Genomic DNA, 26,468 nt, shown 5'->3' on the forward strand with positions numbered 1-26,468 from the left:
TGAACCTTCCCGGTCGCAGCACTGAAACACCGCTTCCTGCGGTCTGGTTGAGCGGTTGGTGCCGGATGAGTTGTGGGTGCTGTTCCGGTGGGTGGTGCCGCAGACGGAGGTGAGGAGGCCGCAGGTGGGGCCGACAGCGGGCAGGTGAGGACCAGAGAACTGCTGTGCTCCCTGCGTGCGGCACAGGAACACCTGCCGCCGGCCGAGGCCCTCAAAGTGGACGCCGGAGACGGTGGGCCAGGCCGTCGCCAGGAGACCGCAGCACTGGTCAGCCGTAGCCAGGTGGTCGCCGCTGCAGTCGAACGTCAAGGCCCCGGCCACCACCGGCCCGGGCCGTCACTCGCTGGATCCTCATCCGGCCTCTCTCCTTGGGATTGTGAGGATGCTGTGGCTGGCGGAGGAACAGGCTTCCGGCTTCCGGTGCCGCTCCCTACGCTCCGGTTCACATGACAGCAGAACGCTCGCAGCAGTCCGAGGAGAACGCCGGACACTCCCGCAGACGCTTCCTGGCCGCCGCCGGGGCGACGGTCGCCGGAGGAGCGGTCGCGGCGACCGCCTTATGGCCCGCCGGCAGCGCCGCGGCCGCGCCGTCCGAGAAGCGCGTCGCCGTCCTGGGCGGGGGCGTCTCAGGTCTCAGCGCCGCCCATGAACTCGCCGAACGCGGCTACGCCGTCACCGTCTACGAGTACTACGACGCACTCGGCGGCAAGGCCCGCTCCATGGACGTCCCCGGCACTGCCGCCGGCGGTCGCGCACCGCTTCCAGCGGAGCACGGCTTCCGCTTCTTCCCCGGCTTCTACCGGAACCTGCCGGACACCATGCGCCGTATCCCCTTCCCCGGCAATGCCGCCGGCGTCCACGACAACCTCCGCAGCGGTACCGAGGCGCTGTTCGCACGTGGATCCGGCCGCCCGGACCTGCACTTCCCCCTGCGCCGGGTCACCACCCCTCCCGCACCCGGTGACATCACCCCGGCCTGGCTGCGCGACCAGATCCTGTCCGTCCTCGACCTCGGCACCCGGCTGCCCGCCCATGAGGCCGCCTACTTCGCCGACCGTCTGCTCGTCCATCTCACCAGCTGCGACGCCCGCCGCGAGGACGAGTGGGAGAAGACTGCGTGGTGGGACTTCATCCGGGCCGGCGAGATGAGCGCCGAGTACCAGGTGCTCCTCGGCATCGGCCAGACCCGCAATCTGGTCGCCACCCGCGCCGAGATCGCCTCCACGCGAACGGTCGGCCGCGTGATCATCGAGGCCCTGCTTCTGTGGGGCCTGCTCGGCCGGGGCATGGACGGCGACGCCGACATCGACCGGGTCCTCAACGCCCCGACGAGCGAGGCCTGGATCTCTCCCTGGGAACGGTATCTGCGCTCGCTCGGCGTCGAGTTCGTGCTCGGCACGGAGGTTCGGGAGGTGCTGTACGAGGGCGGCCGTGTAACCGGCGTCCATGTCGCGCCCCGCGACGGCGGCCCGGAGCGCACAGTCACCGCCGACTACTACGTCTCGGCGATGCCCGTCGAACACGCCCGCGCCACCTGGGGCCAGGCCCTGCGCGCGGCCGACCCGCAGCTCGGCCGGTGCGACGCGCTGAAGACGGACTGGATGACCGGGGTGATGTTCTATCTGCGCACGCCCACCCCCGTCGTGCACGGGCACATCAACTGCCTGGACTCACCTTGGGCGGTGACCGGCATCGGACAGTCCCAGTTCTGGGATGTGCGGGACTTTTCGCGCGACTACGGGGACGGACGGGCCCATGAGTGCCTGTCCACGATCATCTCTGAGTGGGACAAACCCGGTATCCTGTACGGCAAGACCGCCCGCGAGTGCACCAAGGACGAGATCGTCGCCGAACTCTGGGCCCAGCTCAAGGACGGGCTGAACGACTCGGGCAAGACGACCCTCACCGACGAGGACCGACTCGGCTGGTTCATGGATCCGGCCGTGACAGGTCTCGGCGGCCCCGACCCGCGCAACCGTGAGCAACTCCTCATCCACCCCACGGGCACCCTCTACAATCGCCCCTCGGCCCGCACCAGGGTGCCGAACTTCTTCCTCTCCGGCGACTACGTCCGCACCGACGTGGACCTGGCGACGATGGAGGGCGCCAACGAGTCCGCACGGCGAGCGGTCAACGCGCTGCTCGACGCGGACAATTCGGGTGCCGAGCGGTGTCGCGTCTGGGAACTGTTCCGCCCGCCGGAACTGGAGCCCCTGAAACGGGTGGACGCGGCGCGCTATCGGCTGGGCCTGCCCAACACCTTCGACCTGGGCTGAGCCCGTACGGCTGCCTGGGATGTGCTCCCGAACGGCTGCGGGCCTCCGGATCAAAATGCTCAAGCGCCAGATGCTCAGTCGTGCGGCGATTCGAACTCCTCCGCAAGCGCCGACATCGTGCCGATCCTCCCACGTGGACTGGTTCATGAACTGCTGAAGGTTCTGTTCTGGGCCGGCCCTGACCGGTGCGGGGCACTCGAATCTTCTCGAGCACCGGTTGGAACTGCGGGCTGTCGTGCCGGTGCCCGGCCGTGATGATCAGGGACATGGGCTAGATCCGCTTTTGCAACAGCCCCTGGTTCGATGCGGTCCGCGACACCGGCGGCCTGCTGACGACCGTGGAGATCGACGAGACACGGGTCGCGGCGGCGCTGCGAAATCTCGAGCGTGCCGGGGTCCAGGGCCATGTCGATGTGGTGCACGGCGACGGTGCCGACGTCCTGGCCAAGACGCCCGACGCCTTGGTCGACCTCGACGCGGAGCGGCCCGCTTACGTGGAGTACTGGCCACATCTGCGTCGGGTGCTGAAGCCGCACGGCTTGGTGGCCGTCGACAATGCGGTCAGTCACCGGGAGCAGGTGGTCCCGTTCTGGAACCTGCTCTCCGGTGACCCGGCGTTCAACGTACAGCTCCACGAACTGGGCGACGGCGTAGTCACCGCCGTCCGGGTGCGCTGACCAGCCGGACGCCGGGAAATCTGCCATTCAGCGCACGTCCGTCGCTGTCCTCCGGACGAGAAACTCCTTGGCTGCTCGGCGCACGCCATGCCGGCACCGTCGTGGATGGCTGGCGGTCGGCCTGGCCAGGTCGATGGCTCCGGACTTCGCCCACAGCTCGCCAAGCGGGCGTGTGGAAAGTGTGCGGCCGGTGCGGACTCGCCCCTCAGCCTGCTGGTCGCACCGGCCATGTCGTAAGCCGCCGCGCCCCGGGTCGCGGTGGCACGAGCCCGGGGTAGTAGCCGGTGACGTGGCGGGTACTCGCCCAGCGTCAGATCGATCAACGGAGGCACTGATGAGCACGGTCAAGGAAACAGTGGAAGTCGACGTTCCAGTGCGCACCGCCTACAACCAATGGACGCAGTTCGAGGCGTTCCCGGACTTCATGGAGGGCGTCGAGGAAGTCAGGCAGCTGGACGATCGCCACAACCACTGGACCACCAAGATCGGTGGAGTCCGCCGGGAGTTCGACACGGAGATCGTCGACCAGCTTCCCGATGAGCGCATCACGTGGCGCACCACCAGCGGTGACACGGCCCAGAAGGGATCGGTCCGCTTCCAGCGGGTCGACGACATGCACACCAGGGTGGAACTCGTCATGGATGTCGAACCCAGTGGGGCCGCGGAGAAGGCCGCGGACATGCTCGGAACGCTCGACCGGCGTGTCAAGGGAGACATGAAGCGCTTCAAGCAGTACATCGAGCAGCGCGGAGAAGACTCCGGAGCGTGGCGCGGACGCATCAGGCCGGGAGGATAGCCGTACGTTCCATAGCGGTACGTCCCTGAGGCTGCGGCCCGCCGCCACCGTACCGGGCATGAGGGAACCGAACGCGCACGGTACCCGCCCGGACACGGCCAGGGACAACACCGCGAGGAGATGACGCTTCGGGGCTGGATGGCGCGTACCCGTCCCCGGCGCGCCCGCGCCACCCACCCCCGACCCTCGCCCGCCGCCGACGCCCAGGACGGCCGCTGGTGCATGGCCGTACAGCTGCGGAGCCGGGTGGACAAGCACCTGGACGAAACGCCCCGGGCCAGGCGGGCGGCACCTCCTGCACGCCGTCAAGTGCGGCGCGCCGAGCTGAGCCCGCGCACAGTCGGGCTGCCGGAGACAAGCGCACCGCGCCGGGTGGCCGGACTGCGCCGCGAGGAGGTCGCCCAGCTCGCCTCGACCAGCACCGACTACTCCACAAGGCTGGAGCAGGGCCGTATGCAGGCATCCGCTCCCGTGCTGGACGTTCTTGCCCGCGTGCTCCATCTGGACGACGACCAGGCGGGCGCGGGCGTACCTCTTCCAGCTCGCCGGTAGGACCGCTGGCCGTACCCGGCGTCGCGGCAGGCAGAAAGTGCAGCCATAGCTGCAGCGTGTGCTGCACGACCTCACCGCCACCCCGGCCATCGTGCAGGGGCGCCGTGGCGACATCCTGGCCTGGAACGCACTGGCCGCCGCCCTGGTCACCGACTCCTCCCGGATCCCGGGAAGGCACCGGAACTATGCCCGGATCCAGTTCACCGATCCGGCCATGCGCACTTTTGGCCGACTGGGAGACCTCCGCGCAGATTTCCGTTGCCCAGCTGCGGATGGAAGCGGCGAAATACCCCGAGGACCCGCGCCTCATCGAGCTGGTCGGTGAACTGTCGATCTCGACAAGCAGTTCGCCCAGTGGTGGGGCGAACACGGTCGTCGCCCGGACCGTGGGCACGAAGACGCTCAATCACCCGGTCGTCGGTGAACTCGTCCTGGACTGGGACACGTTCACCGCCTACACCGATCCCGATCAGCACCTGACCGTCTGGACCGCCGCCCCCGGCTCCCCCACGCACGAACGGCTCCGCATTCTCGCCTCCTGGGCGGCCGACCAGAACCTGTCGGCCTCGGCCTCCGTCAACTGAGCTCACACAGGTTCGGGTTGCGGCTCTGGTTGCCGCACTGGTGCAGTCTCGGGATTCCACAGTTTGGTGGTGCGTATGTAGCCGCGGACAACTGAGGTCATCGCCAGAATGAGAAGGGGTCCAAACACCCACGGATGTTCGGCTATCTGGATCGGCAGATACCGGTACGACAGCAAGAGCGCAGCGAAAACCGATGTGCCGTAAGCGACCAGCCGGATTCCTGACCGGTCCCAGCCGTATGCGAGCGAACGCAGCGCTGCCTCGATCGTGAGCGCGAACACCACACCGGCAATGAGATCGGCGCCGTAGTGGTAGCCGAATCCCAGCGTTGCGCCGAGCGTGGCAATCAGCCAGAACGCGCCGGCGAATCGCAGCAGCCGTGGGCCCTTGCGGGAATGAACGAAAATCGCGGTTGCCCACGCCGTGTGCAGGCTGGGCATGCAGTTGCGCGGGGTGATCTCGTCGAACGGTATCTGATGCGGGGCATGAATCGGCGGTGGTGTGTCCGGCCACAGGTTGGCCACCGCCCAGTGCCCGCCGTCGGCGCCGTAGGCGAATACCGGTCCGACCACTGGGAAGATCATGTAGATGGCCGGGCCGAGGATACCGATGACCAGAAAGGTGCGCACCAGATGGTGGCTCGGGAATCGGCGCTCGACCGCCACGTTGCGCAGCTGGTACGCCGCGACGACGACTGCGGCCACCGCCAGCTGAATGTAGACGTAGTCGAGAACATGGGCGCCGAGCGGACCGGTGGCCCTGACCATCCGGCCTGCCAGCCACGACGGGTTGCCCAGCGCGTGATCCACGGTTGCCACATGCTGGTCGAACACGGCGGGACGAGTCTTCGACGTGATCAGTAGCCAGGTATCGCCCGCCTTGCGGCCGGCCACCAACAGCAGGCCCAGTCCGACGCCTTGCAGCAGCAGGACACGCTCCCGGCCCCTTCGGCGTGTCACAGCGATGAACGCGCAGCCCAGAATCACCCACAAGGCGCCGTTGCCGAAGGGGTGGCCATCCGTGATCCTGATGTTGAGCGCCCACCGCACGAACAAGAAGGCGATGTCGATGCCGATCGCGGCACCCACCGCGATGAGCCGTTGCCGCCAGGTGAGCACCACCATCATCAACGCCATGCTGGCGTACAACAGGAAACCGGACTTGGGAGGCAATATCACCTCCCGCGCCTGGCTGGTGATCGGCCCCGGCAGGCCGTAGCGACGCGCGGCGACCTCCAGCGCGACGAGGAATCCGAGGGTCGCCACAGCCGCCGCAGCCCACAGCATCACCCGCGGTCGGCGGCACGCGGCGAACGCGGATCTGCACTTTGTTCGCGAAATCACCCGCGGTGCGATAGGTATCAATTGTTTGGCCGATTTATCAGATGTCAATCAAATAGGTCACCCTTCGTCCGGACAGCAGGGCGTTCCGGTGAAGGACGTGCGGCGGGGGAGCCTAGTAAGTTCGATCATGCTACCCGAGTCGTACAACTGGTTTTCACCCGTTGCCGGTGGCGCGAAGGCGGCCGTGAACCGGCAGTTCGAACGGGGAGGTTGACATACCGACACAATGCCGACGAAATGATCAGTGCGCCTGTGGCGGCATTGGCGCGGTCGTGGCGGCGCGCCCGCCTTCCCTCCAGGGCTGCCGCAGCCGCTGACGGTGCCCCACTACCGTCTGGCGCCAGTCGGCTACTTTGGGTGGCAAGCCATCCTGCCCGCTTTACACGCGGCTGAGATGCCCCGGAATGCGAAGCAGCTCCCGCGGATTCCGATGTTCTCCGGGTGGCGTATCACGTTCCAGTTCGGGCACTCGGATGTTACGAGCGATTCATCACCAGGAGGCTTGCCATGATCGCCGTCGGTGTCATCTTGCTCATCATCGGTTTCGTCACAGGAATCTCCATCCTGTGGACCATCGGCATAATCCTCGCCGTCGTAGGGGCGGTGCTGTGGATCCTGGGCTCCATGGGGCACGCGGTCGCCGGCCGACGGCACTACTGGTAGGCATGAGGTCCTCATTCCGGCCGCCGGGGCCGACTCTTCCGGCTCGCGTCTGAGGGACGGGGAAGGCTTCGTTCCTCTGGGCAGCGGCGTCGGTCAGCCCCGGGGGCCGGATATGCCCCTCATATTCATGAGCTTCCGGCGATTCCCTTCCCCGGCCGCCACGGGTCCGGCCTCACCCTCAGCCGAAATTTCGGCCAGGGACGTGCATGCCTGGCAGCATTTCCGGCTCCGGCTCCGCGGCGTCGCTAGTGCTCTGACCGGGAAGGTTCGCCGGGTTGGCCGTTGTGGCGGTTGGATGTCGGTGACGTCCGTCCGACCGTTGGGGGTGTGGTGGCCGAGCCTGTCCGCGTGCGCAGGTTGACCGACCAGGAAGGGCAGAAACTGGAGCAGATCGTGCGCGGAGGCAGTACCAGCTCGGTGCGCTGTCGTCGGGCGATGATGCTGCTGGCGTCCGCCGGCCGGAACCGCGTCCCGGTGAGCGCCCAACTGGTCCAGGCCGACGAGGACACGGTGCGGGAGGTGATCCACCGGTTCAACGAGATCGGCCTGGCCTGTCTGGACCCTCGATGGGCGGGAGGCCGTCCCCCTCTAATGGGACCTGCTGGGTCGTAGAGACGCGGTGCCGTAGCCGCCAGCAGGTGAGCACTCTCCCCGCCGGAAGTCGATCCGTGCCGCCCAACCCGGACGGCGCCCCGATCTACATCATTCTGGACAACCTCTCCGCCCACACCGGCGCGGACACCCGCCGCTGGGCGAAGAAGAACAAGGTCGAACTGCGCTTCACCCCGACCTACGCCTCCTGGGCCAACCCAATCGAGGCGCACTTCGGTCCGCTGCGGCAGTTCACCCTGGCCAACTCAAACCACCGCAGCCATCCCGCGCAGACCCAGGCCCTGCACCGCTACCTGCGCTGGCGCAACGCCAACGCGCGTCACCCCGACGTGCTCGCCGCCCAGCGCAGGGAACGCGCCCGCGTCCGCAGCGAGAAGGGCATCCGCTGGGCCGGACGGCCCATCGACTGCGCTGCCTGATTGCTCAATTCGCCGACGCTGACGGACCATGCATCGGCTCCGACTGCAGGAGCGGGACTCGCCTCGTGAGCGCGGCAGCCGGAAGCAGATTGTCCGGTTCGATGCCAGGGTCCGCCGTGACAACGACGCCGGCTGCTTGAGCGTCGAAGCCGGTCGGCCAGATCGTAAGGTCGCTCGCCAGTGCGCCTTCCAGCCTCGCCTCTCGCAGGTCAGTGTCGGTGAGGTCGCAGCCCCGGAGGTCGGTCAACCTCAGGTCCGCACCGGCGAACACGGCACCCTGGGCGCGGGCCTTGCGAAGGTTCGCCTCCCGCAGGTCCGCACGGGAGAAGTCCGCTGACCTCAAGTCGGCTTTGACCAGGCGTGCGCCGCGCAGATCGGCTTGCAGACAGCGGACCTGATGGAGAAGCGAAGTGCCGAGTTCGGCATGCCGCAGGTTGGCGGCGATCAGTGACGCCTTGCTCAGGTTGACCTGGTAGACGCTCGCCGCTTCCAGGCATGCGCCGTCGAAGTTGACTCCGTGCAGCCACAATCCGTCACAGTCGGCTCGGCGCAGGTCGGTCAAACTGACGTTGAGCCACTCCGGACGGCGTTCCTGGTACAGGACCCCGAGGCAGGTCAGCGCCGTCTGAGCGTCCGCGGCGCGGGTCTCCAACGGGGGCACCGCGTTAATGGACACGTCCGCCGCCGGAACCGCGGATTCCTGCGGCGGCCAGGGAAGGTGTGTCCGCAGATACGCCGCCATGATGGAGACGACCGCCTCGCGGTCGCGGTCGGAGTGATCCGCAATCCGCCACAGTGCGTAGATGCCTCCGATCCGCACGTCCAGCTTGTCACTGCCGAGCTGATCCACGGCCCGGCTGAAGCGATCGGTGATGTTCCCCTCTCGGGTTGCGTTCAGCCCGTCTTGGCTGACGCGCAGCTGCCGCCATGTGGCATAGGCGCCGAACAGGACGACCGCACCGCCGACCGTCTGCAGAAGCGTGGTGCGCTCGTTGTTCACCGCGTTCAACCGGTCCGCTGCAGCGAGGTGGCCACCTGCGAGGTCGTGGTCGACTATCAGCCCCGGAAGAACCAGGAGCACGACGCCCAGTGACACGATCACGGCCAGCGCGGCCAGCGCCACAGCAACGGCACGAGTCAGGCGCCACCGGTCACGAAAAGATCCCCCCATAGCCAGAGGATCCTAGAACAAGGCCGAACCCGGCGAACCTTCCCGGTCGGAGCACTGGCAATGTGCCCTCCGGCACGAGGGGCACTCTCCAGCAGGAGGTGGGCACGCGAGGCTGGGTCAATCTGCTGGCGTCGATGCACACGGACGACCCGCGATCACTCCCGCACCACACGGGTGCCTCCCGCGCCGCGGCACTGCCGACGCGTCACGTGGGGCACGCGACGGCTCCGGATCTTCCCAGGGTCGGTGATGACCCTTCCCCTTCAGATCGCTGGAGCGACCAAGTCGTATGGGACATGCGGAAGTCTGGCCCCAGCGGTCGCTGCCCGCGGTGTACTCGTCGTCGGTGAGGAGACACGAGTCGAGCGGGGCCCGTGGACCGTCGCGGACCGATTCGGGTGAGGTGAAGGTGAGTCGCCGGCGGCGGTATCCCTGGTCCGGGTGACAGTCGGTGGGGGGCTGCGAGGCGGTGTTGGGCGGGCACCAATCCCCGGGCGGCGTCGGGCGGGGCGGCCGGCAGGGGGCCTGGCCGGCTCCAGGCGCAGCGCGGCGTAGAGGCGCTGCGGGTGCGACGGCCGTTCCGCGCCGCCGGACGAAGCTGCGCGCACCGTGCTCGTCGTACTCCTGCGGCAGTAGCCTGCGCGTTTTACTCGGGGCTCTGTCCGGATCATGAGCGGCAACGCGAAAATGCCTTCTGAACTGGGACGATAGGGCTTGTCTAAGGCTTCTGTCGTTTCAGCAGGAAGGCACTTTCTACGTTCACACTACCGGGTCACGTCCCCGGCTCGTCGTCTCCACCGACGGGCGCGGGGTGTCAGCCATGCTGGATCCCGCCTGCTGGCCGATCTCGCCGAGCCACCGGACTGACCCATGTCTTCAGCAACGCCCTCCGTCGGCTGCGTCCGCGCGGCACCGGCCACGATCCGGGCCGGATCGCGATCGATCTGGCAGTGATGCTTGCCGACGGCGGCGAGGCGATCGCCGACCTGGCACTGCTGCGCGACCGGAGCGATGTGTTCGGTCCGGTCGCTTCGACGCCCACCGCCTGGCGGCTGCTGGCCGACATCGGCCCCGCCGCCCTCGAAGCCCTGCGCACGGCCCGTGCCACCGCCCGCGAGACCGCTTGGCTGCAGGCCGGCGAAACACGGGACGGCATCCCCGCCTCCCACGCCGGTGGACGTGAACTGCCTGGTCTGGTCCTGGACATCGACGCCACCCTCGTCACCTGGCACTCCGAGAAGGAGCACGCCGCGCCCACCTACAAGCACGGCTTCGGCTACCACCCGCTGCTGTGCTTCCTGGACAACACCGGCGAGGCCCTGGCCGGTGTGCTGCGGCCCGGCAACGCCGCGGCCAACACCGCCGCCGACCACATCACCGTCCTGAATGCCGCGCTCGCCCAGCTCCCCGACGACCACCGCCACGGCACCGACCTCCTCATCCGCACCGACAGCGCCGAATCCGCCAAGACGTTCCTGGCCCACATCCGCGCCCTGCGCTCACGCGGGATACACGCCTCCTTCTCCGTCGGATGGTGCATCACCGAACCCGTCCGCCAAGCCATACGCCACCTGCCCGAGCGGGTCTGGCACCCCGCCCTCGAACAGGACGGCTCCCTGCGCGACGGTGCCCAGGTCGCCGAGCTGACGGGCCTGGTGGACGGGGTGCCGTTAACGAGCGGCGAACCTGGTGACAAGTAACCCGCCAGTAGCTTTGCTTCGTTTGTCCGGCTGATCTGCCGGGTTCCGTGCCCGCGCTCTCCAGGGCCACGACCGCAACCGTCACCGCCCTGCCCACCGCCGAGCAGCTGTGCGCCCTCGCCGGGTTCGCCACGGACCAGGTGCAACAGACTGCCGACAAGCTCAAGCAGCGCATGCCCGAACTGGCCGAAGAACCTCTCACCGCCGAAGCGGAACTGATCCTGAGTGTTCCGGAGACCCTGGGCAAGGCCATCAACTACTACGCCCGCCTGCTCGTGGAGGTCCTCGACGGCCCGGCAGCTGACCCCGAGGCGGCCCGCTCAATCTGGCGGAGCATGCTGAACACCTGCGTCGTCTGGCGCGACCACCCCGAGCTTCCTGCCCGCCTTCGCGACGCGCTGGCCACCGCGGAGCCGCTGTAGCCGTGATCGGTGCTGAACGTAGAGGACGCCAGCGGTGACTTGATCGCCGGCGTCCTCTGCGTCGTGCCGGTCAGACCTCGACGTGTACGAGTGGCGGCAGGTTCCGCAGCGCGGCGGGCAGGTCGGTGATACCACTCCGTGCTTGCATGACGAGGACCTAGCCGGATCAAACATTCGAAGGGGTTAGAAATGAGCTCGGTGCACTACCGGACCGCCACTGTCGACGGCCATGAGATCTTCTACCGCGAAGCCGGCCCCGCCGAAGCCCCCGCGATCGTCCTGCTGCACGGCTACCCGACCAGCTCGTTCATGTTCCGCGAGCTCATTCCGCTGCTGGCCGACGACTACCACGTCATCGCGCCGGACCACCTCGGCTTCGGCCACTCCGACGCCCCCCTTGTAGGGGAGTTCACCTACACCTTCGAAGCCCTCGCCGAACTCACCTCCGGACTGCTCGGCCAACTGGGCCTGGACCGCTACGCCCTCTACGTCCAGGACTACGGCGCGCCCATCGGATGGCGCCTCGCGCTCCAGCACCCCGAACGGATCTCCGCCCTCGTCACCCAGAACGGCAACGGCTACGAGGACGGTTTCGTCGAGTCGTTCTGGACCGACGTCTGGGCCTACGGGGCGAGCCCCGGCCCCGACACCGAACCCGCCGTCCGCGCCGCGCTGAGTGTCGACGCCATCCGCTGGCAGTACGTGCACGGCGTGCCCGACCCGAGCCTGGTCAGCCCGGACACCTGGGAGCACGACTTCGCCCTCGTCTCCCGCGAGGGCAACGACGAGGTCCAGTTGGCGCTGTTCCGCGACTACCAGAACAACCGCCCGCTCTACCCGCTGCTGCACGAATTCCTGCGCACCAGCGAGGTCCCGGTGCTCGCCGTGTGGGGCCGCAACGACGAAATCTTCGGCCCGGCGGGCGCGCGGGCCTTCGCCCGCGACGCCAAGGACGCGGAGGTGCACCTGGTCAACGGCGGTCACTTCCTTCTGGAGAGCCACCTGGACGTCGTCGCGGGTTACCTGCGCGGCTTCCTCGGGCGGGTGCTGGGATAAGTAGGGTCGAGGTCGGAAACGGAGCCTTCGCAGGCCACCGCGCCAGTCCCGACCCTACTAAGGTGGCACAGATAGGCGCGGTGGCGCCGAGGCGAGTACGGAGTTCCGGCGATCATGGGCTGTGGCACTCCGTGATTGTGGATGTGAGTGCCTTTCCTGAGTGCACCGCCTCACTCGACCGTTACCGTCGCCTTCCATGCGCCCGGGCGCATGCCTGTCGCCTTGTAGAAGAACACCGAGAAGTTGGATGCGTCGGGGAAGCCGAGCGTGGCGGCGCAGCGGGCTGCGGTGAGGCGGTCGTGCGCGAGGAGCCGTTTGGCTTCCAGGATGATCCGGTCGACGATGTATGCCTTCGCGGTGCGGCCTGTGGCCTGCTGCACCGCTCGTGAGAGGGTGCGGGGCGCGTATCCCAGCGCACGGGCGTAGTAGCTGGCGTCGTGATGGTTACGGAAGTGCGTCTCGACGCTGGAGCGGAACAACCGAAACACCGGGCGTGTGAACCGTGCTTCGGCGTGCGGGGGCCGCAGCCGGGCGATGAGCGCGGAAAGCAGGATTTCGGGCAGCTCCGTGGAGAAGTCCTCGAGTGGTGCAGATGCTTCGAGGAGGAGATGGTTGCGCGCGGTGTCGACGAACAGCCAGTCGGCGTCGGGGATGCTCCAGTGCGCGGCAAGGTCCGGGGAGGCGACGAGCTGCCGGGTGGCGTGGGTGACCGGCGCAGTCGGCACGAACAGTACGAGTTGCCCCGCCACATCGCCGATGTCGTCCCACCGATGCACTGCTCCGGGTGGAATCCACACCGCGGACCGCTCTGTGAGCGGATGGTGGAGGAAGTCCACCGTGACCGAGCCGTGTCCGGCGTCGATGACGGCGAGGACGTGGAAGTCGGCGCGCTGGGTGCCGCCGTCGGTCAGCTCGCGAAGGCGGTCGAACGTCATGGTCTCGACCGCGGCGGCGCGGCGCCCTGCGGGCTGGTAGGTCATCTGGCGAATCACGGTCACGTGTCCAGTTTTCACCATCGGGCGACCAGTCACGCCGATGTCCCGTCCGGGTACAGAAGTTTCAATGAACTCACAGGACAACGCTCAGAACACTGATTGGAAGAAGAGCCACCATGAGCATGACGCAGCAGACGCTTCTGCCCGTTTACGACCACCGGCCGGGGACCGGACCGACCCTGGTGTTCCTGCACTACTGGGGTGGTTCCGCCCGTACCTGGGACCTCCTCGTCGACCGCCTCGCGGGCCGTGACGTGCTCACGGTCGACTTCCGCGGGTGGAGCCGGTCGAGCGCTCTGCCCGGCCCCTACACGCTCGGTCAGCTCGCCGACGACACGCTCGCCGTGCTCGCCGACGCGGGGGTCACCGACTACGTCCTGGTGGGGCATTCGATGGGGGGCAAGGTCGCACAGCTGGTCGCGGCCACCCGGCCCGCCGGCCTGCGTGGCATCGTCCTCGTCGGCTCCGGCCCGGCGAAGCCCGCCGCACAGATCACCCCCGAGTACCAGGAAGCCCTGTCGCACGCTTACGACTCCGCCGATTCCGTAACCGGGGTACGGGACCACATCCTCACCGCCACCGAGCTGCCCGCATCGGTCAAGGCGCAGATCGTGACCGATTCGCGGACCGTCACCGACGCCGCCCGCACCGAGTGGCCGCTGCGCGGCATCGCGCAGGACATCACCGAGCACACGCGCATGGTCAGCGTTCCCGCCCTCGTCGTCGCCGGAGAGAACGATCAGGTCGAACCCGTCGACGTGCTCCGCGACAACCTGGTGCCCTACCTCTCCCAGGCCGACTTCGTGGTGGTCCCGCACACCGGTCACCTGATCCCGCTGGAAGCCCCGGCCGACCTTGTCGAGGCCATCACGGCCTTCGCACCAGCAGCCTGACCACGACATCGCCGGTGCTTCCGCCCTGGACATGCTTCAGGCCATGGCCCGCGGCGAGCGCGACCTCGAGGTGCTGGCCGGTCTGGACGGTGAAGCCTTCAGCGCAAGTGCAGGACATGGAAGGTCTCAGCGGCCTGGGGCTCAGTGGCCCTTACTGCACGGCGCGTAAGGGCGATGCTTAGAGGCCACGCGGACAGGCGGAGCAATGCCGTGGCGTAAAGGCAGTTCGCGCGCAAGCGTGCGTGCGAGCATGAGTCCATGTGGTCACGACTGCCATTCGGGGACGAGCTGCGGTCCGAGCTGGGCTCACCTCGTCGGGCTCGCCGGCTGGGAAGCGGCCCGCGATCTCGCGTATGGCGGGCCGAACTGTCCGGCACACCCGTGGTGGTCAAGCAGCTCCTCGACGCTCCAGAGGCGGCCGAGAGGTATACCCGCGAAGTGGCGGCGCTGAAGCTCGCGTCCCGGGTTGACCCACCCGTGGTGCCGATGCTTCTCGGCACCGATCCGGACGAACGCGTCCTGGTCCTTGCCGGTCGGCCCCAGCGCCGACAGGGTCGCCCGGCGGGTTCTCCGCCCGTCGAGGACCAAGATCCACTCCTCGGCCGGTGGCTCCTTGTGGCGCTCCACACCAGGCACCCGAGTTTCCGGGATACCCACGCGGACGGTCTCGTGGCCATCAGGGAGTCCGTGGGTCGGCGGCATCTTCTGCGAGGGTCGGAAGCGCCCGTCTCAGGCGGGCGAGCGGGGACAGGGCCATCAGCACCGGGGACAACATCATGCCCGCGGCCGTCGCCAGGAGGCTGGTGCGCAACCCCCACTCCTGCGCGAGGAAGCCGCCGAACAGCGAGCCGAGTGGGGTCAGCCCCATGCCGACAAATGTGATCGTCGCGGCCGTGCGGCCCTGCAGCCTGTCCGGAGTGACGGCCTGCCGGACGGCCATGACCGTGACGTTCACCAACTGGCCGCCAGTACCGAACACGAAGCTGACCGCAAGGAGCACGGGAGCCGTCACCGCAGAAGAGCCGTGCAGCGCGGGCACACACAAGAACGCGCCGTCGCCCAGTGCCGCCGCGGACACGAGCACCGCACCATGACCGAACCGGCCCGGCAGACGGGCGGCCAGCACCGAGCCCACAAGCGCGCCCGGACCCGTCGCCGCGAGCGACAGCCCGACCGCGGTGCCCGACAAGTGCAGTTCCCGCGGCAGGAAGAGCAGATAGACGGTCATCATGGCCGCGAAGGAGAACTGGAAGGCGGCCGAGGCCAGGCACACGGTCCGCAGCGAGGTGTCGCTGACGACGAAACGGAGTCCCTCATGGATCCGCCGCCATACCCGAGGGGGACGTTCCGAGCGCTCCGGGATCGACTCGATCCGACGGATGCGTCGGATCGACAGGAACGACAGCGCGAAGAACAGCGCGCTGGAGGCGGCAGCGATCGGCGCAGACAGCAGTGACACCAAGGCACCGCCGAGCGCGGGACCGCCGATCTGCGCCGCGGACCGGCTGCCCTCGAGCGCACGGTTACCCCGCACCAACTGATCGCGTCTCACCAGCCGGACGAGACACGCCTGGTATGCCACGTCGAAGAACACGGACAGGGCCCCGACAACGAAGGTGAGCACGAGCAGCGCAGGCAGGCCGAGCCAGCCGAGGAGGCCGGCCACGGCAGCGACACCCAGGGCCATGGTTCGGCTGACGTCCGCCAGCACCATCACCGTACGGGTTCGCCATCTGTCGACCCACGCGCCGACGATGAGCGAGAACAACAGGATCGGTGCCTGCCCCACCGCTCGGAGCACGCCCAACTGGCCGGCACCGGCGTCGAGTGCCAGGACGGCGAACAGCGGCAACACCAACAGGCTTGTCTGTTCGCCGAGTTGGGAGGCCGTCTGCCCCACCCAGAGTCGGCGGAAGTCTTCGTCCCGCCACAGACTTGAAGGGACAGCTCGACTGGAATCAGATACTGCGGAGGATGCGGACGGCACGGGGATCCCTTGGATTGCCGACGACGAGGCCCGGCACCTGGCGCGCAACAGGCACACCGATGGTTGGGGCAGGGGAAGGCTCGCTGTGCCGCAACATCAAGGGCAGCACGCGATGACAGGCCGATCACGGCCTACAACGTCAACGCGCGCTCGGGAAACCGACCATGTCTCAGCTCCTCGTGGATCACTCGCCGAACCCGAACACTAACCTTGGGCGGCCAGACATGAAAGACGGCGCAAGTACTCCGTTCCGTGCACAGCGGTCCCGTCTCAGAAAATCGCCCAGGCTTCCCTCGGCAGAGAACGGTTCCCGGCTCTCCGCGCCGATCGAGACTGCATGCAAACGCTCAGCCGTGAAGTACAGCTTCAGGGCTTTGTAACGCCTCGACTTGACACACATCCGTCGGGCATCCAGCCAGCGCCGCTGCCGACTACCGTTGCTCCACATGACAGCCACCGAGATGGACATCACCGAGGACCTGATCCGGAATCTGCTGCGCGAGGAGTACCCCGACCTGGCGGATCGCCCCCTGAAGCTCGGAGCGCTCGGCTGGGACAATCAAGTGTGGCGGCTCGGCGACGACCTCGCCGTCCGGTTGCCGTGGGCGACGCAGTCCGCGGACGCGCTGCTGCGCAAGGAGCACGCCTGGCTGCCCCTCCTCGCCTCGCACCTTCCTCTCCCGATCCCCGTCCCGCAGCATCTTGGTGAGCCCTCCGAGCGTTTTCCGCGGCCCTGGCTCGTCACCACCTGGGTACCGGGCGAGCCCGCCGACCGCGCCCCCGCTACGCGCGGCACGGAGGCGGCCGAAACCCTGGCCGCCTTCCTGACCGCCCTCCACCGCCCCGCCCCCGACGGGGCGCCCGCGGGCCGGGACCGCGGTGGCCCGCTGGCCGACACCGCCGAACCCTTCGCCCAAGGGCTCGCCTCGGCCACGGAACTGGGACTGATCCGCGACCCGGACGCCGTCCGCGCGGTCTGGGAAGACGCCGCCGCCGCGCCGGACTGGGCAGGCCCACGTCTCTGGCTCCACGGCGACCTGCATCCAGCGAACATCCTGACCACGAACGGCACTTTCTCCGGAGTGATCGACTTCGGCGACCTCTGCGCCGGCGACCCGGCCTGCGACCTCGCCGCCGCTTGGATCCTGCTGCCGGACGGCGCCATCGACCGCTTCCACGACGCCTACCGGCCAAGCCCGGACGCCGCGACACTGCGCCGCGCCCGCGGCTGGGCCGTGCTGAAAGCCCTCGCCTGCATCCACATCGGACACGCCGGCGTCCACGGCCGCCCCGGAGGCAAGCCCACCTGGGGCCCACCCGCCGACGCCGCACTCCGGCGCCTCACCGCAACGGTCGATCAGTGATCTGGCCTCTGGCGGAACGGCAAGAAGCCGAGGACAAGCAAGGAGAACGCCGCGGCTGTCATCGATCAGATCACCGGGTTGCGGCGGCCGAGCCGGTGGGCCGACGAGGCCCGGGAAACCAAGCCCTCACCGACACTGAGGCGAAGACCGAGCTGGGACGAGGCAGGTCCGGTCGGCCGGTCGCCTACTGGCGAGCGGTGATTCCGTTGACGATGAGGTCGATGCCGACGACGAACTCTGCTCGGCCGTCGTGCTTGCGCAGTTGCTCGGCGACGCTGCGGGGGAACGGGCAGCGGTCGAGGTCGAGTTCCGCCCATGCGGTCGCCACGGCGTCCAGGAACCCGGTCCGCTTCGTGTCGGGCTGGTGCGCTCGGGCGTTGGCGGCGTTCCTGCACAGACGCTCACACCCCGGAATCCGCGCGGCCGTCGGCATCGCGGGCAGGCACTCCCGCGTGATCCGCTTCACCGCGAGTTCGACGGCCGGACGTACATGCGCCGACCACGGACAGCACATGCTCATCGAGCCACGAGGTCATCCGCGACTGGCACTGCGGATACGACCGGTGCAGCCGGGCGAGCACCTCCAACGGCGCGGCGACCAGTTCGGGACGTTCACGCGCCCAGTCCTCGACGCCGGGCAGCTGCAGGCCGAACACGTCGTCCCGGCCCGCGCGACCTGGCATTTGCCGCGGTGGACCTGGAAGAGGGCCAGGCACGGATCGCCCCCCGCTCCCCCGGTGCAGCCCACCCCGCCCGTGACGTCCACCGGCGTCCGCAGGCCCGCCGGACGTCCCCGCCCCGCTGCGCGCACTGTTCACGCTCGCCGGCTTCCCGGCGGACATCGTGGCGCCACCGCTCGCGGAGCGCCCCGGTGCTGGAAACCCGCCGATCAGTGCGGGGTCGGCGCGCCGATGCCCGACCGGCCGCGCCAACTGGTCGTCGAGCTACGGCGCTCGGGACGCCAGCTTGCCACCAGGGCGCCGGCCAGCAGGAGTTCGGCGATGTCCCCGCCGTAGTACATGATCTCCGCGCCTTGCTGGACCTGGTCGATGGGGGCGTGGACGTCGAGGAAGAAGCCGCCGTACATGGCCTGTGCGATCAGGGCGTGCGCGGCGATGGCGATGCCCAGGTACACCAGTCGGCTCCGCACCCCGGGCCTGCTGGGCGCGGGGTCGGGACCGGCGATCGCGTAGGCGAACAGGCAGCCCGACGCGAGGAAGTGGGCGTGCAGGAGCCAATGGCCTGCGGGGTGGGCCATGACGGCGTTGTAGAGGGGCGTGAAGTACAGCACTCCCAAGGTTCCGGTACTGAGGGTGAGTGCCGCCGCGGGATGCGCCAGGAGGCGGGCCGGTGGGCTGTGCAGGAGTACGGCCACTCTGCGGGCGTGGTCGTGGGGCAGCGCGCGCAGGAGGAGTGTGATCGGCGCGGCCAGCACGAGAGCCAGGGGCGCGTACATGCCGATGAGCATGTGCTGGGCCATGTGCCCGCGGAAGTCGGAGTGCGCGGCGGGTGCCAGCGGCGGCAGCAGCGCGACGGCGAGCAGCGCCAGCCCGGTGAGGAAGGACGCCGACCGCCAGCCGCTCCAGCCCTGTACAGCGTTGCGGCACCTGGCCCGCCGTGCGGCGAGCAGGTAGCAGACGGCAGCGACGAACAGGAGCAACCCCGTCAGTACCGCTCCCGGCAGCGCGCCGCCGCCCTCCCCCTGCTGGTGCATCGGGCCCATCAGGCGCGGCCTCCGGCCGGCTCGCCGTCACGGGATGCGTCGGAGTCGAAGGGCCGGCCACTTCGCTGTACCAGATACCCGGCGATCACGAACAGGCCGCCCAGGATGAGGAAACCGGCGTCCCACCAAGCCTGGTGAGGACCGCCATGGACGTGGTGGATGCCGAGGATCTGGTGGTCCAGGATGCCCTCCACCAGGTTGAACCAGCCCCAGCCGGCCAGGATCCAGCCCCACAGAACCCGCGAGGTCCACACCGCTCGCCGGTCGTGCGTGACCCGCGCGTACAGGATGGCCAGGCCCACCAGTACGGCGATCCAGCACACGGCGTGGAAGATGCCGTCCCACACGGTGTTCATCTCCAGCCCGGACACCGTGTGGGGGTCGTAGTACTTCACTCCGATGTGGTCGTGGTTGGTGCTGGTGAGCATGTGGTGCCACTGAAGGAGCTGGTGCAGCAGAATGCCGTCGACGAATCCGCCGAGGCCGACCCCGAGGACAATCCCCGGAAGCCGCAGACTGTTCGACGCCGCCGGAAGCGCGCCCGCCTTGTCCGCCGTCGTGGCCATCACCTGTTGTCGTCCGTCCCGTAGACAGTGTGAGTCAGACCTTCCCGACACGGTTCCCGTCCGGCTCGCCTGAATCAACTTGTCCGCACAACTTCAGCCATATCGCCCATACCAAGCGGTACACCGCCACGCCACGGAGAACACCGAGGTCGGCGGTACCTCTCCGCATCGTGTCCATGGACGTACGCCGACGCCGAACCAGACCTGTTCACCCAACACGCATTTCGTGAATGCGGGCGTCTCAGCGGGTTCGAGTGTCCGGCGCCGGGTCGGGGCCATGACACCGACGTCCTCGACTGCATGCTGGGCTCCGTCGAGCCGTCCATGTCCGCAACAGTCGCCTGCCCCACGCGAAAAACACCCGTTCCGTCCATGACAACATGGCTAGTGTGATCAGGTGACAGAATTCAGCATCCTTGATGACAGCACGCAGTGGCAGGAGGCCTTCGAGCGCCGGCTGCTCGCCTCATACACGGCCGCGGGACTGAGTACGGCCGCCGCGGAGCGCATCCTCAAGGATGTACGTGCCGACACCGGCGACTGGACCGTCGCCGAGATCACGGACGCCGGGACGCGAGTGGGACACGTCGCCGTGGTCGTGACCGACAACCACGGCGCCCTCGCGGGCCGTATCGGCGACCTCCACGTCGACGCACCCCACACCGGCCGGGGACACGAGCAGGCCGCCCGTGACTGGGCCGAGCGATGGTGCGCCGAGCGCGGCGCCCGCCGGCTGAACATACGGCTCACCGAGCCCGCCGGTGAGTTGTTCCACGGTTACGGCGTCCGCGGCCAGCTCAGGACGCGCCGCATCGATTCCCCGCCGAAACCACTCGCGGGCGTCACCGCACGGCCCATGACAGAGGCCGAATATCCCCAGTGGCTCGCCTCGGAGAAGGCCGCCTACGTCGGCGACATCGTCCGCTCGGGAACCCTGAGCCCCGAGGAGGCGGTACGCAAGTCCGACCGCGACTTCGCCGACCTCATCCCCCAGGGCCTGGCGACGCCCGACAACTCGTTCCTGGTGCTGGAGGCGGCGGGCGAGCAGATCGGCACCGGTTGGCTGAAGCACCGGTACCTCCCCGGGGTCACCTACGGCTACTCGCTGCACATCCAGGAGCAGCACCGCGGCAAAGGGTACGGGCGGGCCGCGATGGCGGCCGGAGAACTGGCGACGCTGGAAGCCGGCGACACGGCGCTGATGTTCACCGTGTGGGGCGGCAACGAGGTGGCCATGAACCTCTACACCAGCGCGGGCTACCAGGTCATGGAGGAGAGCCGTTCCATCAGCCTTCCTTCCTCCAGCCTTCCTTCCTCCAGCCTTCCTTCCTCCAGCCTTCCGTCCTCCGGTCTTCCTTCCTCGGCGGCCTGACGCGGGCTCACCACGGCACGGCATGCCGCCCGTGATCCGGCGGACCGTGCCTGCGCGTAGGGGGGTCCGGACCTGCAACTCCGAGGTAAACGCGTGGTCCTGTGATCCGTCGGTCCGGGCGGCGGTACGGTGTGGCCCGGCCATCGCCGGGCCAGTGGTCCGTGATCACTAGGGGAGTTTTGTGCGACACCGCAGACCGCGCGCCACCGTCAAAGACTCATAGCCCGAGCAGTCGGTGCCGCAGGTGTGCTCGCCGTCGCCCTGAGTGGCCGACCCTGTTCGCCTCCTGGCTGCTCCTGCTCGCCGTGCCTCTGTCGGTGTGCGGCGTGCTCATACCCGCCGGCTGGGCCGCCTCCTCCCTCGACCCGCTGTACCCAGGCGCCTCCACGTCGCCGACGGCCGGTCCGGTGGGCAAGGCCTACCACAAGGCCGTACACCCGATCCGCCCTCCGCCGGGTCGGACTCGACCAGCCCAGCGCCCGCGACACCGCCCTGCTCGACTACCTCACCGCGCACCACCACGGCGAGAAGTACCTGCTCGCCACCCAGGCCGCCTACCCCGCGGAGCGCCTGCTGCGCGCCCGGTCCCAGCCGATGCTCGTCATGGGCGGCTTCACCGGCAAGACCCCCCTTCCCCAGCGCCGATCAACTCAGCAGCCTGATCGCCACTCACCAACTCCGCTACGTGCCGCTCACCCCCCTGCGCCCCACCACCCCGGCCACCACCTGGGTGAAGTCCCACTGCACACGCATCCGCTCCAGGGCCTACGGCCGGCGCACCAAGGGCGGCTTCCGCCTTTACGACTGCGGCAGCCGGCAGCACGGCTGAGGCACGGTTCCCCTCACACTGCGCGGGTAGTTGTACCTGTCGGCGTCGATGAACCGCACCGCCCGGGGCAGCCCGACGACGGCACCCGTTGCCGCATGCCCCTCCCAGTCACCTAAGATCATGAGCATGTCGGCCCTCCGTGAACGTTCCGCACACAGTCAACTCGCCCCGGGCGAGCAGCTCTTGGCGTACGCCTCCGTCGTCCCGGCCAGGAGCGCCAAGGGCATCGGCATCGGGGCATCCCTCGCGAACCACATGGTCAACAGCGTGGGCGCGCAGTCCGGTGGAGCGGGCAGCATCGCCGCGGGGATGCCGCGCACCTCCGGAGCCCTGCTGTTGCGTGTGACCGACCAGCGCGTCGGCCTGGTCCAGCCCCTGGACGGCACCCCGGTGTGGGAGGTGCCGCGGGCGTGGGTGACCCGGGTCGAACGCCGACCCCGGACCCAGCTGATGGCCCGCTTCCGGCTGCACTACGCCGACGGCTCCTGGCTCGCCTTCCTCACCATGCGGCGCCGTACGATCGAGCAGTTCCACTCACTCATCGGCTGACCCGGGCCGGCCCCGTCGACACACGGAGCCTGCTCCGGCCGCGAGGCCGTCCCTCGAACACACCTCCACCTCTCAGCCAGATACCCCCTTGGGGTATACACTCGAGCCTGCTGGCGACAGACATCGGCGAGAGGTGTGCATCATGCATGCGATCGGACACGCGTTGTCCATTGCCGGGTCTATGACCTGGGAGATCACCTGGGCCCTGATCCTCGGTTTCACGTTGTCCGCCGTTGTGCAGGCGGTGGTTCGCCGAGAGACGGTCGTACGACTCATGGGAGACGACCGGCCCCGTACGCTCGCCCTGTCCGCGGGGTTCGGCGCGGCCTCGTCGTCCTGCTCGTACGCCGCCGTCGCGCTCGCCCGCTCGCTGTTCCGCAAGGGGGCGAACTTCACGGCGGCGATGGGCTTTGAGATCGCCTCGACCAACCTGGTGGTCGAACTGGGCGTGATCCTGGCGCTGTTGATGGGCTGGCAGTTCACCGCCGCGGAGTTCGTCGGCGGCCCGATCATGATCGTCGTACTCGCGGTACTGTTCCGGCTTCTCCTGCGTGAGCGGCTGCTGCGACACGCACGGGAGCAGGCCGAACGCGGGCTGGCCGGATCGATGGAGGGGCATGCGGCGATGGACATGTCCGTGCGCGGCGAGGGCGGCTTCCTCCGCCGGCTCCTCTCCCGTGACGGCCTGACCTCGGTCTCGCACATCTTCGTCATGGAGTGGGCGGCGATCCTGCGCGACCTGGTGGCGGGACTCCTGATCGCGGGGGCGATCGCCGCATGGGTGCCGGACGACTTCTGGCACAGCTTCTTCCTGGCCGGCCATCCGCTCGCCGCCAAGCTGATCGGGCCGCTGATCGGGCCGGTGGTGGCCATCGCCACGTTCGTCTGCTCCATCGGCAACGTGCCGCTGGCCGTGGTGCTGTGGAAGGGAGGCATCAGTTTCGGCGGTGTCATCGCCTTCATCTACGCCGACCTGCTGATCCTGCCGATCCTGAACATCTACCGGAAGTACTACGGCGCCCGGATGGCGGCCTTCCTGCTGGGCACGTTCTTCGTCGCCATGGTGGTGGCCGGCTACATCGTGGAGTTCGCCTTCGGGGGTCTGGGCCTCATCCCCGACCAGGCCGACGCGAAGATTCCCCAGGAGGGCGTCAGCTGGAACTACACGACCTGGCTCAACATAGCCTTCCTGCTGCTGGCCACCGCCCTGCTGGTCCGCTTCCTCCGCACCGGAGGCCGCGCGATGCTGCGCATGATGGGCGGGTCACCGGACCAGGGCGAACACCACCACGACCACGCGCATGGGCAGGGCCAACACCACCACCCCTGAGCCGGCGACAACCGTGCACTCCCCCACCGGCCGCCCGCGGCCGGGCCCGCACGGCCCGGCACCATGGGCGCCGGCCCCGCCGGATGCCTTTCGTCGGGCCCGGCCCAGTGCCCGGGCCCGCGCCGTCACCGGGCGCAGCCGACGTCCAGCACCTCGAGCACGTCGCCGTGGATCGTGTACACCAGCCAGCACCACTCGCCGAACGCGGCCGCAAGGTCCGGCGCGCGTGTCTCGGTGTCATCGGTGACCGCGCTGATGAGCATGATGATCTCTTCGTGCATCTCGTCGGGGACGTCGAAGAGAACGTTGGCGGCCGTTTGGATCATTTCGACTTTCATGGCACCCCCCGACGAGCAGGAGCGGCACGGTTCGGCGAAGCCGAATACCCGAGGGCCGAGCTCACTGTCCGAACACAGCCCTCGTGACCACCGTACCCGCCGGGTGTGCTTCGATGTCGACGGTTGGAAGGCGAGTTCCGGCCGGGCATGCGGGACCCCGCGCCCACTCAGCGGCCTCGTGCAACAAGGGCCACAAGAGCCACACCGCCCCCAAAGCACCGGTCTCCGATCGCCCGAAGACATGGCAAGCTTCGGCGGCTTCACGGAACCTCGACGGCGAGGTCGTCCACCACAGCCCGCAGGTCACCCTCGCGCCGTTCCGCCACCCGCCTCTGCCGCGCGGAGCCGGACCCATGGAGTTGCACTTCGCCCAGCCAGTCGCTGACCCGCCGGTCGTCGCCGTGCCGGCTGAGGTGTGGTTCCACCCGTTTCCACAGCTCCTCGATCAGCCGGCCGACCGACGTGGGAGCACAGTCACGGCTGTGGGTGCCGGGCAAAGCGCCGACCGGTCCGTGCCGGGCGGCCTGCCAGCACGCCGCCCTCAACAGCAGATCGGGGACATCGGGCACGGGTTCGCCGGAGCGCACCAACTCCACGGCGTGCCCGACGAGGGCGCGAACGAGCAGCGCGTACGCGGTGGTGGTCGTGGCGTCGGGCATCACGTCCGCGATGCGTACCTCGATGGTGGGAAGATGCGCCGAGGGCCGGACATGCCAGTAGACCATGGCCGGATCCAGCGCCGCCCCGGAGGCCACGAGCTGGTCGACGACCCGTTGGTAGTGCGCCGCGTCGCGCAGGCAGGGTGGAGGTCCCGCCGAGGGCCAACGGCTCCAGATCACCGATCGCCAGCTCGCGTATCCGGTGTCCGCGCCATCGCCGTACGGGGAGTTGGCGGTCAGGGCCAGCAGCAACGGCATCCAGCCACGCAGGTGGTTGACCGCCCGAACGGCATCCTCCCGGTCGGCCACGCCGACGTGCACGTGGCAGGCGTTGACCCCCTGCCCGTGAATCAAAGGCCCGAAGCGGTCCGCGAGGGCCCGGTACCGCGCCTGATCGAGGACGGGCGGCGGCCCGCAACGGCCCAGGACCGCCACGCCGCTGGGCACCAGCAGACAGTCGTGTTCGGCCGCCGCGGCAGCCGTACCCTCGCGTAATCGAAGGACTTCCGCTTCCACTTCAGCGCCGGTACGGCACACCGCACCGACCGTCTCCACCTGGGACTGCGACAGCTCCGGCGTGACATGCGACCCGCCGAGCAGAGCACGAGCGGCAGGCAGCACGGAAAGAGACCGGCAGACAGCCGACCTGCTGCGCCGGTCGGCCAGGACGAACTCCTCCTCCACACCGACCGTCGGCGGTGCGGCCGCCTCCGGCGAGCACCCCGCCCCGCCGACGGCAGCAGGGGTCACGGCATCAAACGGCTCTGGCACATCCAGCCCTTTCCGAAAGACACGGGACACCGGAAACCACCCGTCGCCGGCCCCGCACAGGTCACGTGCACTCCTCACGCACCTGAACGGACAAGCCGACGTGCTGCCGGAACAACGAGTGGGAACCGTCATGCTGAGCCTTCGCCCGAGGCCCTGCAAGCGGCTACCAAGCCAGCATCAGCACGCGCTGACGGCCCATGACCGGTTCGGCGGTCGGGGACCGCTGCACCCCGGCTCCGGCCAGGGCCCGGACCCGGAATCACCAGGGAAATCGCCCACAGGGCATGCGCAGCCGGGGGGGCGGACCGACGACCCTCACAGCCGGTGCCGGCCGCTTCCTGACGAGCAGCACGGGAAGGAAGGGGCGCTTGCAGCGGCGAGACGCTCAGCTTGATGTGTCCGACACTGACCGCACCGCCATTCCCCGAGCCCACCTCCTGCCACCCGGCCCGGCGAAGGTTCGGCACCCTGTCGATATGACCTGGACCACACACCCGAAGGGCTTCCACCACGGCAGGTGGAGGCGTAGGTTCCGTTTACCCCGTGAGAGCGCCCTCACAGGCGCCGGTCCGCCAAGTCCCGGGACGGCGGACCAGCGGGGGCCAAACGTTCATACACCGAGAGGATCCTCAGCCGGTCGGGAGGTCCAGGCCGTAGGACATGAGCCGGTACGGGCCAGGTGCTCCACCTCGCTGTCCACGCTGAGATCCTCCGGCTGCTGCGCTCCCACCGCGCGGGCCGTCGCCACCAGCGTCTGCGCCGGCTCGTGGCCCAGCGGCTCCCCGAGGCCGCCCGCGCCGGCGGGAGTCGTGGTCGTCACG

Annotated in this window: 24 protein-coding genes and 4 pseudogenes; 17 read left to right on the forward strand and 11 right to left on the reverse strand. The window is 68.8% G+C overall.

Features of this window, described 5'->3' with window-relative positions; all coding sequences use genetic code 11:
* The first annotated feature begins 446 nt into the window (after positions 1 to 446).
* From ACZ5NH_RS29775 to ACZ5NH_RS29795, 5 genes and pseudogenes are all read left to right on the forward strand, one after another.
* Entirely contained in the window at positions 447 to 2,276 is a 1,830-nt protein-coding gene (locus ACZ5NH_RS29775; RefSeq protein WP_468779517.1) for a hydroxysqualene dehydroxylase, read from the forward strand.
* A gap of 275 nt (positions 2,277 to 2,551) precedes the next feature.
* Positions 2,552 to 2,953 (forward strand): O-methyltransferase, encoded by a 402-nt coding sequence (locus ACZ5NH_RS29780; protein ID WP_468779737.1) that lies wholly within the window; start codon positions 2,552 to 2,554, stop codon positions 2,951 to 2,953.
* Between the two features lie 334 nt (positions 2,954 to 3,287).
* Positions 3,288 to 3,749, forward strand: coding sequence for an SRPBCC family protein (locus ACZ5NH_RS29785; protein ID WP_468779519.1), 462 nt, complete (start codon positions 3,288 to 3,290; stop codon positions 3,747 to 3,749).
* A 138-nt stretch (positions 3,750 to 3,887) separates the two neighbouring features.
* Entirely contained in the window at positions 3,888 to 4,301 is a 414-nt protein-coding gene (locus tag ACZ5NH_RS29790) for a helix-turn-helix domain-containing protein (protein WP_468779521.1), read from the forward strand.
* A 91-nt stretch (positions 4,302 to 4,392) separates the two neighbouring features.
* Positions 4,393 to 4,885, forward strand: a pseudogene (locus tag ACZ5NH_RS29795) (MmyB family transcriptional regulator).
* Positions 4,886 to 4,887: 2 nt separating this feature from the next.
* On the opposite strand, the gene ACZ5NH_RS29800 reads toward ACZ5NH_RS29795, so the two are convergent.
* Positions 4,888 to 6,171: a phosphatase PAP2 family protein gene (locus ACZ5NH_RS29800; RefSeq protein WP_468779523.1), complete on the reverse strand. Its 1,284-nt coding sequence runs from the start codon at positions 6,169 to 6,171 to the stop codon at positions 4,888 to 4,890.
* A 564-nt stretch (positions 6,172 to 6,735) separates the two neighbouring features.
* Between ACZ5NH_RS29800 and ACZ5NH_RS29805 the strand changes: the two genes are divergently transcribed.
* Complete coding sequence (locus ACZ5NH_RS29805; protein WP_388631261.1) at positions 6,736 to 6,891, forward strand: DUF6131 family protein; 156 nt, start codon at positions 6,736 to 6,738, stop codon at positions 6,889 to 6,891.
* Positions 6,892 to 7,221: 330 nt separating this feature from the next.
* Positions 7,222 to 7,922 (forward strand): annotated as a pseudogene (locus ACZ5NH_RS29810) (helix-turn-helix domain-containing protein).
* Positions 7,923 to 7,926: 4 nt separating this feature from the next.
* Here the strand turns inward: ACZ5NH_RS29810 and ACZ5NH_RS29815 are convergent.
* On the reverse strand, positions 7,927 to 9,045 hold the full coding sequence (locus tag ACZ5NH_RS29815) for a pentapeptide repeat-containing protein (RefSeq protein WP_468779525.1): 1,119 nt from the start codon (positions 9,043 to 9,045) through the stop codon (positions 7,927 to 7,929).
* 775 nt (positions 9,046 to 9,820) lie between these two features.
* Between ACZ5NH_RS29815 and ACZ5NH_RS29820 the strand changes: the two are divergent.
* The 3 genes and pseudogenes from ACZ5NH_RS29820 to ACZ5NH_RS29830 form a co-directional block, all read left to right on the forward strand.
* Positions 9,821 to 10,775 (forward strand): annotated as a pseudogene (locus ACZ5NH_RS29820) (transposase); the annotation flags it as partial.
* A 65-nt stretch (positions 10,776 to 10,840) separates the two neighbouring features.
* A complete protein-coding gene (locus ACZ5NH_RS29825; RefSeq protein WP_468779527.1) occupies positions 10,841 to 11,215 on the forward strand; it encodes a hypothetical protein in 375 nt (124 codons plus the stop codon).
* Positions 11,216 to 11,404: 189 nt separating this feature from the next.
* Positions 11,405 to 12,271, forward strand: coding sequence for an alpha/beta fold hydrolase (locus ACZ5NH_RS29830; protein WP_468779529.1), 867 nt, complete (start codon positions 11,405 to 11,407; stop codon positions 12,269 to 12,271).
* Positions 12,272 to 12,441: 170 nt separating this feature from the next.
* On the opposite strand, the gene ACZ5NH_RS29835 is transcribed toward ACZ5NH_RS29830, so the two are convergent.
* Entirely contained in the window at positions 12,442 to 13,287 is an 846-nt protein-coding gene (locus ACZ5NH_RS29835) for a helix-turn-helix domain-containing protein (protein WP_468779739.1), read from the reverse strand.
* A gap of 95 nt (positions 13,288 to 13,382) precedes the next feature.
* On the opposite strand from ACZ5NH_RS29835, the gene ACZ5NH_RS29840 reads away from it, so the two are divergent.
* Positions 13,383 to 14,159 carry an alpha/beta fold hydrolase gene (locus tag ACZ5NH_RS29840; protein WP_468779531.1) on the forward strand — a complete coding sequence of 259 codons (777 nt, stop codon included), beginning with the start codon at positions 13,383 to 13,385 and terminating at the stop codon, positions 14,157 to 14,159.
* 676 nt (positions 14,160 to 14,835) lie between these two features.
* Here the strand turns inward: ACZ5NH_RS29840 and ACZ5NH_RS29845 are convergent.
* On the reverse strand, positions 14,836 to 16,146 hold the full coding sequence (locus tag ACZ5NH_RS29845; protein ID WP_468779741.1) for an MFS transporter: 1,311 nt from the start codon (positions 16,144 to 16,146) through the stop codon (positions 14,836 to 14,838).
* Between the two features lie 446 nt (positions 16,147 to 16,592).
* Between ACZ5NH_RS29845 and ACZ5NH_RS29850 the strand changes: the two genes are divergently transcribed.
* Positions 16,593 to 17,510 carry an aminoglycoside phosphotransferase family protein gene (locus ACZ5NH_RS29850; protein ID WP_468779533.1) on the forward strand — a complete coding sequence of 306 codons (918 nt, stop codon included), beginning with the start codon at positions 16,593 to 16,595 and terminating at the stop codon, positions 17,508 to 17,510.
* A 184-nt stretch (positions 17,511 to 17,694) separates the two neighbouring features.
* Here the strand turns inward: ACZ5NH_RS29850 and ACZ5NH_RS29855 are convergent, their stop codons facing one another.
* The 4 genes from ACZ5NH_RS29855 to ACZ5NH_RS29870 form a co-directional block, all read right to left on the reverse strand.
* Complete coding sequence (locus tag ACZ5NH_RS29855) at positions 17,695 to 17,838, reverse strand: hypothetical protein (protein WP_468779535.1); 144 nt, start codon at positions 17,836 to 17,838, stop codon at positions 17,695 to 17,697.
* A gap of 73 nt (positions 17,839 to 17,911) precedes the next feature.
* Positions 17,912 to 18,193 (reverse strand): hypothetical protein, encoded by a 282-nt coding sequence (locus tag ACZ5NH_RS29860; RefSeq protein WP_468779537.1) that lies wholly within the window; start codon positions 18,191 to 18,193, stop codon positions 17,912 to 17,914.
* 206 nt (positions 18,194 to 18,399) lie between these two features.
* Entirely contained in the window at positions 18,400 to 19,233 is an 834-nt protein-coding gene (locus ACZ5NH_RS29865; protein WP_468779539.1) for a cytochrome c oxidase assembly protein, read from the reverse strand.
* Positions 19,233 to 19,799: a DUF2243 domain-containing protein gene (locus ACZ5NH_RS29870; RefSeq protein WP_468779541.1), complete on the reverse strand. Its 567-nt coding sequence runs from the start codon at positions 19,797 to 19,799 to the stop codon at positions 19,233 to 19,235. The genes ACZ5NH_RS29865 and ACZ5NH_RS29870 overlap by 1 nt, the downstream gene beginning before the upstream one ends.
* Before the next feature lie 397 nt (positions 19,800 to 20,196).
* Here ACZ5NH_RS29870 and ACZ5NH_RS29875 point away from each other — a divergent pair, with 397 nt between their 5' ends.
* The 5 genes and pseudogenes from ACZ5NH_RS29875 to ACZ5NH_RS29895 all read left to right on the forward strand — a co-directional run bounded on the left by ACZ5NH_RS29875 (position 20,197) and on the right by ACZ5NH_RS29895 (position 23,879).
* A complete protein-coding gene (locus ACZ5NH_RS29875; RefSeq protein ID WP_468779543.1) occupies positions 20,197 to 21,171 on the forward strand; it encodes a GNAT family N-acetyltransferase in 975 nt (324 codons plus the stop codon).
* A gap of 246 nt (positions 21,172 to 21,417) precedes the next feature.
* Positions 21,418 to 21,756: pseudogene (locus tag ACZ5NH_RS29880) on the forward strand (hypothetical protein); the annotation flags it as partial.
* A gap of 100 nt (positions 21,757 to 21,856) precedes the next feature.
* A complete protein-coding gene (locus tag ACZ5NH_RS29885; RefSeq protein ID WP_468779759.1) occupies positions 21,857 to 22,000 on the forward strand; it encodes a hypothetical protein in 144 nt (47 codons plus the stop codon).
* Positions 22,001 to 22,126: 126 nt separating this feature from the next.
* The gene (locus tag ACZ5NH_RS29890) at positions 22,127 to 22,549 is read left to right on the forward strand and encodes a hypothetical protein (protein WP_468779545.1); all 423 of its coding nucleotides are present in this window, start codon (positions 22,127 to 22,129) and stop codon (positions 22,547 to 22,549) included.
* A gap of 142 nt (positions 22,550 to 22,691) precedes the next feature.
* A complete protein-coding gene (locus ACZ5NH_RS29895; RefSeq protein ID WP_468779547.1) occupies positions 22,692 to 23,879 on the forward strand; it encodes a permease in 1,188 nt (395 codons plus the stop codon).
* A gap of 125 nt (positions 23,880 to 24,004) precedes the next feature.
* Here ACZ5NH_RS29895 and ACZ5NH_RS29900 read toward each other — a convergent pair whose 3' ends face one another.
* The 3 genes from ACZ5NH_RS29900 to ACZ5NH_RS29910 form a co-directional block, all read right to left on the reverse strand.
* Complete coding sequence (locus ACZ5NH_RS29900; RefSeq protein ID WP_388631293.1) at positions 24,005 to 24,205, reverse strand: hypothetical protein; 201 nt, start codon at positions 24,203 to 24,205, stop codon at positions 24,005 to 24,007.
* 272 nt (positions 24,206 to 24,477) lie between these two features.
* Positions 24,478 to 25,626, reverse strand: a complete 1,149-nt coding sequence (locus ACZ5NH_RS29905; RefSeq protein ID WP_468779549.1) for a carboxylate-amine ligase — start codon at positions 25,624 to 25,626, stop codon at positions 24,478 to 24,480.
* A 631-nt stretch (positions 25,627 to 26,257) separates the two neighbouring features.
* The gene (locus ACZ5NH_RS29910; RefSeq protein ID WP_388631299.1) at positions 26,258 to 26,467 is read right to left on the reverse strand and encodes a hypothetical protein; all 210 of its coding nucleotides are present in this window, start codon (positions 26,465 to 26,467) and stop codon (positions 26,258 to 26,260) included.
* Between the last annotated feature and the right edge of the window lies 1 nt (position 26,468).

The sequence above is a fragment of the Streptomyces sp. NPDC031426 genome, from assembly GCF_055581585.1.